Below are 7,118 nucleotides of genomic sequence, written 5' to 3' on the forward strand. Positions count from 1 at the left end.
TTCTCGTTCTCCTGGGTTACTTCGCGGCGGCGATCGACTCGCGGGCGGCCTCGACGACGGCCTCGGCGGTGATACCGAACTTCTGGAACAGGGTCTTGTAGTCGGCCGACGCACCGAAGTGCTCGATCGCGACCGAGCGGCCGGCGTCGCCGACGATGCCGTGCCACGACAGCGCGGAGCCCGCCTCGACGGAGACGCGCGCCTTCACCGACGACGGCAGCACCGACTCGCGGTACTCGTCGTCCTGCTCGGCGAACCACTCCAGCGACGGAGCCGACACCACGCGGGCGTGCACGCCCTCGGCGGCGAGGGTCTCGCGCGCCTGGACGGCGAGCTGCACCTCGGAACCGGTCGCGATGAGGATGACGTCCGGCTCGCCGTTCCTGGCCTCGGCCAGGACGTACGCGCCCTTGACGGCGCCGGCGGCCGACGCGAACTCGTCGCCCGTGGCCTCGCCCTCGCCGCGCGGGAACACCGGGATGTTCTGGCGCGTGAGCGCGATGCCGGAGGGACCGGCGGTGCGGCGGAGCATCTCGAGCCACACGACCGACGTCTCGTTGGCATCCGCGGGACGGACGAGCGCGAAGTTGGGGATCGCGCGGAGAGTCGCGAGCTGCTCGATCGGCTGGTGCGTCGGACCGTCCTCGCCGAGGGCGACCGAGTCGTGCGTCCAGACGAAGATCGTCGGGATGTTCATCAGGGCGGCCAGACGCACCGGCGGGCGCATGTAGTCGCTGAAGATGAGGAACGTGCCGCCGAAGGGGCGCGTCGGGCCGTGCAGGACGATGCCGTTGAGGATCGCGCCCATCGCGTGCTCGCGGATGCCGAAGTGGAGCACGCGGCCGTAGGGGCTGCCCGTCCACTCGTGCGTCGACCACTCGGCGGGGATGAAGGACTTGGCATCCTTGATCGTGGTGAGGTTGGACTCGGCCAGGTCGGCCGAACCGCCCCACAGCTCGGGAAGCTCGGCGGCGAGGGCGTTGATGACGGTGCCCGAGGCGGCGCGCGTGGAGACGTCCTTGCCGGCCTCGAAGGCGGGCAGGGCGTCGGCGATGTCTGCGGGCAGCTCACGGGCCTGGAGACGGTCCCACAGCTGCTTGCGCTCGGGGTGGGCGGCGGCCCACGCGTCGAACTTCTGCTGCCATGCGGCCTTCTCGGCCTCGCCGCGCTCGACGAGCTGGCGAGTGTGGGCGAGGACGTCGTCGGCGACGGCGAAGTGCTGCTCGGGGTCGAAGCCCAGCACCTCTTTGGTCGCGCGCAGCTCATCGGCGCCGAGGGCGGAGCCGTGGATCTTGCCGGTGTTCTGCTTCTTCGGCGCCGGGTACCCGATGATGGTCCGCAGGGAGATGATGGAGGGCTTGCCGGTTTCGGCCTTCGCGGCGAGCAGTGCGGCATGCAGTTCCTGGACGTCTTCGACGTATTCGCCGGTCCGGGTCCAGTCGACCCGCTGGGTGTGCCAGCCGTAGGACTCGTAGCGCTGCGCGACGTCCTCGGTGAAGGCGACGTTGGTGTCGTCCTCGATCGAGATCTGGTTGGAGTCGTAGATCGCGATGAGGTTGCCCAGCTCCTGGTGGCCCGCGAGCGAGGAGGCCTCGCTGGTCACGCCCTCCTGGAGGTCGCCGTCACCGGCGATCACGTAGACGAAGTGGTCGAACGGGCTCTCGCCGGCCGGGGTCTCGGGGTCGAACAGGCCGCGCTCGTAGCGGGCGGCGTAGGCGAAACCGACGGAGGATGCCAGACCCTGACCGAGCGGTCCGGTCGTGATCTCGACGCCGTCGGTGTGGCCGTACTCGGGGTGGCCGGGAGTCAGGGAGCCCCACGTGCGCAGCGCCTCGAGGTCCTTCAGCTCGAGGCCGAAGCCGCCGAGGTAGAGCTGCACGTACTGGGTGAGCGAGGAGTGCCCCACCGAGAGGATGAAGCGGTCGCGTCCGGGCCAGTGGGTGTCGGCCGGGTCGTGGCGCAGGACGCGCTGGTACAGGAGGTACGCGGCCGGTGCCAGCGACATCGCCGTTCCGGGGTGTCCGTTGCCCACCTTCTCAACGGCATCCGCCGCCAGAATGCGCGCGGTGTCGACCGCCCGTCGATCGATCTCATCCCATTCGAAGTCCGACAACACGGTGCCTTTCTCGATCGTGTGCGCCCGGGTCACGATTCGACGCCGCACTCGTCGCCGTAGGAGCGGGAGTGGGGTGGGGGTCGGCGCGGGGCGCGCGTTCATCGCCAGCATAGCGAGATCGACGGCAGGCGTTGCCTCTCGTGACGGGGGTCGACAGCGGGCCGGAGGTGTGTTCCGGATGCCATAGAATCGAGGGGATACTCACGCTCTACCCCGGGGGACGATGGACATCTCGACGACGTCGCACGTCACTGCGACGACCGATCGCCGCTCCGTCGGACGCACCCTTCGGGCCTACGTGGCGCTGACCAAGCCCCGCGTGCTCGAGCTCCTGCTGGTCACGACGGTTCCGGTCATGATCCTGGCCGCACGCGGGCTGCCCGACCTGTGGCTGATCTTCGCCACCGTCATCGGCGGATCGCTGAGCGCGGGTTCGGCGGCGGCGTTCAACATGTACCTCGATCGTGACATCGACGCGCACATGCAGCGCACCGTCAACCGGCCGCTGGTCACCGGCGAGGTCTCGCCGCGCGGCGCGTTGACGTTCGCCTGGACGCTGGCCGCGGTCTCCACGGTGTGGCTGTGGGTGTTCACCAACCCGCTCGCCGCGGCTCTGTCGGCCGGTGCCATCTTCTTCTACGTCGTGATCTACACGATCATCCTCAAGCGCCGTACCGAGCAGAACATCGTGTGGGGCGGCATCGCGGGCTGCTTCCCGGTCCTCATCGGGTGGTCCGCCGTCACGGGTTCGCTGTCGTGGGCGCCGTTCATCCTCTTCGCGCTGGTGTTCCTGTGGACGCCCCCGCACTATTGGCCGCTGTCGATGAAGTACGCCGACCAGTACGACGAGGTCGACGTCCCCATGCTCGGGGCCACGCGCAGCGGTTCGCAGGTCGGCCTCCAGGTGATCCTCTACGCGTGGGCGACCGTCGCGTGTTCGCTGCTGCTGATCCCCGTGGCATCCATGGGTCTGGTGTACACCGTCTCGGCGCTCGTGTTCGGCGGGTGGTTCATCTACGAATCGCACCGTCTGTACTCCCGGGCCGTGCAGGGCGGGGAGCCCCGTCCGATGCGCGTGTTCCACGCCTCGATCACGTACCTCACGCTGCTGTTCGTCGCGATCGCGGTCGACCCGCTGCTGCCGTTCTGATCCCCTGAGATCGAACAGAACCGCCCGCCCCCGTTCGCGGGGGCGGGCGGTTCTCTTCTTTGCGGGGCGTGCGCTCAGCGACGTGTGGCGTCGTCCTCGGTGCCGTCGTTCGCGGCGGCCTGCGGCGGCGCGGGGGTGTCGGACGTGGTCTCGACGTCGGCGTCCTCGAGGGCGACGGGCGTCGCCGGGGCGGCGGCGGGAGCCGTGGTGGCCGCTGCCGCAGTGGTGAACGTCGCGGGAGACACCGCGCTCTCGGGAGCGGTCTCTTCGTCGTTGGTCCAATCGATCGCCTCGACCGAGACGTCGGGCTGCGGACGAGTGGTGACGACGGCCGCCACGGCGAGGGTGGCGACGATCCCGAGCGCACCGGCACCGAGCACGGCGGCGCCCACCGTCACCCACGACTGGGCGACATACACGGTCACGACCGTCGCGTTGGGGTCGTTGAGCACCGCCTGCATCGCGTCGATCCCCCGGAGGACGATCACGAGTCCGCCGATGACGGCGGCCAGGGAGCCGGCCACGAGCACCCAGAACGGGACGCTGGTGACGAGGCGGGGACGAGTCTGCATGGAATGAACTCCTTCGATTCCGGGCACGGTCGGCACCGGAGGGTCCACAGTCTCGCATGCGCCGGTACGCCGGCTCTGTGTCGCCGATGAATCGGCTATGAGCGCGCGGAGGTCAGCGTCGCGCGGCCGCCACCGCGTCGTCCTCGTTCGCCCGCGCCGGGGGCACGGACGTCTTGAGGCGGAGGACGACGACCGTCATGGTCGCGGCGGTGAGGGCGGCGAGCACCATGTGCACGCCCACGGCGAGTTCGGGCAGACCGTTGCGCGCCTGGTAGAGCCCGACGGCGATCTGGACGAGCTCGACCGCGAGGAGTGCCGTCGCCCACCGGCGGACCGGGAGGCGCAGTCGCCACGCGAGCACGACGAGGACGAGGGTCAACGCGAACAGCGCGTAGCCGGGCCAGGCGTGGACGTGCTCGAGCACCTCGGCGTCGAAGCCGTTGCGCTCCACGGCTGCGGCGTCGCCCGAGTGCGGCCCGGCGCCCGTTGTCAGGACTCCGAACACGACGGTGAGCGCGAGCACGCCCGTGGTGAGGTGCACGAGGCCCGCGAACCACGCCGGCACCGCGCGCTCACGCGGGCCGACGGGCAGGTACATCAGGGTCAGGAAGGCGGCGCACACCGTCACGAGGACGACGGATGCGATGTAGTGGAAGCCGACGATGAACGGGTTGAGCCCCGTCAGTACCGTGATCCCGCCGACGACGGCCTGGGCGACGATCCCGCCGAGCACGACGAGCGCGAGGACGAACATGCCGCGGCGCTCGCGGCGCATGCGCCACATGAGCACGACGACCGCCAGGGCCAGGATGCCCACGACCCCCGTCAGCGTGCGGTTGCCGAACTCGATGATCCCGTGGATGCCCATCTCGGGGGTGTTCACGAGCGAGTCGGGCGTGCAACGCGGCCAGGTGGGGCAACCGAGGCCCGAACCGGTCAGGCGCACCGCGCCGCCCGTGCCGATGATGAGCACTTCGGCCACGAACGACAGCCAGGCGAAAACACGGACGCGGCGATCGACGTCGGTCGGCAGCCAGTCGACGACGCGACGCAGGACGCGGGGGGACGAAGCGGTGGACATGCGCGCAGCCTCCTGGCGGCGGGGCGCTCGGGCTGCGGCGGCGGGTCTGCGCCGTGCCGGGAGCGGGTGTTGCCTGTAGAATCGAAGGGTCTTCGGGTGCAGCGCTCACGCGTCCCGCACCCCTGACAGTCTAGGCGCGCAGCCAGCGCCTTCGAGCGGGCCCACCAGCGGCATTCCTGTGACTCCGACCGGAGTCTGTCGCGGAATGCCGGGGCGGATGACACCGTTGAGGCCCGAGAAGGAGAGTGACCACCATGTCCGATGTACTCATCGACCGACCCGAGCTCGACAGCCTGGGGCAATACGAGTTCGGCTGGCACGACACGGATGCCGCAGGCGCGCTCGCGCAGCGCGGCATCAACGAAGACGTCGTGCGCGGCATCTCCGCCCTGAAGTCCGAGCCCGAATGGATGCTGAAGACCCGTCTCAAGGGCTACCAGCTCTTCGGCCGCAAGCCCATGCCCACGTGGGGCGCGGACCTGTCGGAGATCGACTTCGACAACATCAAGTACTTCGTGCGCTCGACCGAGAAGCAGGCGCAGTCGTGGGAGGACCTCCCCGAAGAGATCCGTAACACGTACGAGAAGCTCGGCATCCCCGAGGCCGAGCGTCAGCGTCTCGTCGCCGGCGTCGCCGCACAGTACGAGTCCGAGGTCGTCTACCACCAGATCCGCGAGGACCTGGAGCAGCAGGGCGTCATCTTCATGGACACCGACACGGCTCTGCGCGAGCACCCCGAGTTCTTCGAGGAGTACTTCGGCACCGTCATCCCCGCCGGTGACAACAAGTTCGCGGCGCTGAACACCGCGGTGTGGTCGGGCGGATCGTTCGTCTACGTCCCCAAGGGCGTCCACGTCGAGATCCCGCTCCAGGCGTACTTCCGCATCAACACCGAGAACATGGGCCAGTTCGAGCGGACCCTGATCATCGCCGACGAGGACAGCTACGTCCACTACATCGAGGGCTGCACGGCGCCGATCTACAAGAGCGACTCGCTGCACTCGGCCGTCGTCGAGATCATCGTGAAGAAGAACGCCCGCGTGCGCTACACCACGATCCAGAACTGGTCGAACAACGTCTACAACCTCGTCACCAAGCGCGCCGTCGCCCACGAGGGCGCGACCATGGAGTGGGTCGACGGCAACATCGGCTCCAAGGTGACGATGAAGTACCCGTCCATCTACCTCGTGGGCGAGCACGCCAAGGGCGAGACGCTCTCGGTCGCCTTCGCCGGCCCCGGTCAGCACCAGGATGCCGGCGCGAAGATGATCCACATGGCTCCGTACACGCAGTCCTCGATCGTCTCGAAGTCGATCGCCCGCGGTGGCGGACGCGCGGGGTACCGCGGCGAGGTGCGAGTGGATGCCAACGCCCACCACTCCGCCAACACCGTGCGCTGCGACGCGTTGCTCGTGGACACCATCTCCCGTTCGGACACGTACCCCGCGATCGATATCCGTGTCGACGACGTGCAGCTCGGACACGAGGCCACCGTCTCGAAGGTCAGCGAGGAGCAGCTGTTCTACCTGCAGTCGCGCGGCCTCCCCGAGGACGAAGCGATGGCGATGATCGTGCGCGGCTTCATCGAGCCGATCGCGCGCGAGCTGCCCATGGAGTACGCCCTCGAACTGAACAAGCTCATCGAGATGGGCATGGAAGGATCCGTCGGCTGATGACGACCGCGACCCAGACCCCCGCTGTCGCCGCGGAGGGTCACATCGACCCTGCCGCCCTCGTGGCATCCGTGGTTCCCGTGCAGACCCGGTCGGAGCGTCCGACCTCGTTCGACCCGGCCGATTTCGGCACCCCCAGCGGCCGTGAGGTCAACTGGAAGCTGAGCCCCGTCGACCGTCTGGCGCCGTTGTTCGTCGACGAGGCGGGGCCCGAGGGCGTCATCCGCGTCGAGGTCCACGCCCCGGACGCCGTCGAGCAGCTGCGGCTGCGGGACGGCGAGGCACCGCGTGGCGAGCACTTCCGTCCCGAGGACGTCACCGCCGCGCTCGCCTGGACTCACGAGCCCGAGGCCCCGCTGCTGCGGATCCCGGCGAACGGCGAGCTCGACGAGCCGATCGTCGTGCGTCTGACCGGCACGGGCGGCCTCGCGCACGCCCACGTCGTCATCGAGGCGCAGCCGAACTCGCGCGGCACGGTCGTGCTGCGTCACGAGGGCACGGCCCACCACGCGCAGAACGTCGAGAT

5 protein-coding genes and 1 pseudogene are annotated in these 7,118 nt (G+C 69.2%); 3 read left to right on the forward strand and 3 right to left on the reverse strand.

Annotation, left to right across the window (positions count from 1 at the left end):
• Window positions 1-16 precede the first annotated feature (16 nt).
• Window positions 17-2,113, reverse strand: a complete 2,097-nt coding sequence (tkt, locus tag LQV45_RS02665) for a transketolase (protein WP_230005621.1) — start codon at window positions 2,111-2,113, stop codon at window positions 17-19.
• A 226-nt stretch (window positions 2,114-2,339) separates the two neighbouring features.
• On the opposite strand from tkt, the gene LQV45_RS02670 reads away from it, so the two are divergent.
• Window positions 2,340-3,266 carry a heme o synthase gene (locus tag LQV45_RS02670; RefSeq protein ID WP_230005616.1) on the forward strand — a complete coding sequence of 309 codons (927 nt, stop codon included), beginning with the start codon at window positions 2,340-2,342 and terminating at the stop codon, window positions 3,264-3,266.
• 74 nt (window positions 3,267-3,340) lie between these two features.
• On the opposite strand, the gene LQV45_RS02675 is transcribed toward LQV45_RS02670, so the two are convergent.
• Entirely contained in the window at window positions 3,341-3,838 is a 498-nt protein-coding gene (locus LQV45_RS02675) for a dinucleotide-utilizing enzyme (protein WP_230005617.1), read from the reverse strand.
• A 112-nt stretch (window positions 3,839-3,950) separates the two neighbouring features.
• Entirely contained in the window at window positions 3,951-4,919 is a 969-nt protein-coding gene (locus tag LQV45_RS02680) for a heme A synthase (protein ID WP_230005618.1), read from the reverse strand.
• Between the two features lie 254 nt (window positions 4,920-5,173).
• Here LQV45_RS02680 and sufB point away from each other — a divergent pair, with 254 nt between their 5' ends.
• On the forward strand, window positions 5,174-6,592 hold the full coding sequence (sufB, locus tag LQV45_RS02685; protein ID WP_230005619.1) for a Fe-S cluster assembly protein SufB: 1,419 nt from the start codon (window positions 5,174-5,176) through the stop codon (window positions 6,590-6,592).
• Window positions 6,592-7,118 (forward strand): annotated as a pseudogene (locus LQV45_RS02690) (Fe-S cluster assembly protein SufD); the annotation flags it as partial. The gene sufB and the pseudogene LQV45_RS02690, both read left to right, overlap by 1 nt.

Source organism: Microbacterium sp. Bi128 (assembly GCF_918698205.1).

What these genes read in the sequence shown, in the direction of transcription:
- LQV45_RS02675 (WP_230005617.1), bottom strand. Translation starts at nt 3,838, where the DNA reads ATGCAGACTCGTCCCCGCCTCGTCACCAGCGTCCCGTTCTGGGTGCTC.
- LQV45_RS02680 (WP_230005618.1), bottom strand. Translation starts at nt 4,919, where the DNA reads ATGTCCACCGCTTCGTCCCCCCGCGTCCTGCGTCGCGTCGTCGACTGG.
- sufB (WP_230005619.1), top strand. Translation starts at nt 5,174, where the DNA reads ATGTCCGATGTACTCATCGACCGACCCGAGCTCGACAGCCTGGGGCAA.
- LQV45_RS02670 (WP_230005616.1), top strand. Translation starts at nt 2,340, where the DNA reads ATGGACATCTCGACGACGTCGCACGTCACTGCGACGACCGATCGCCGC.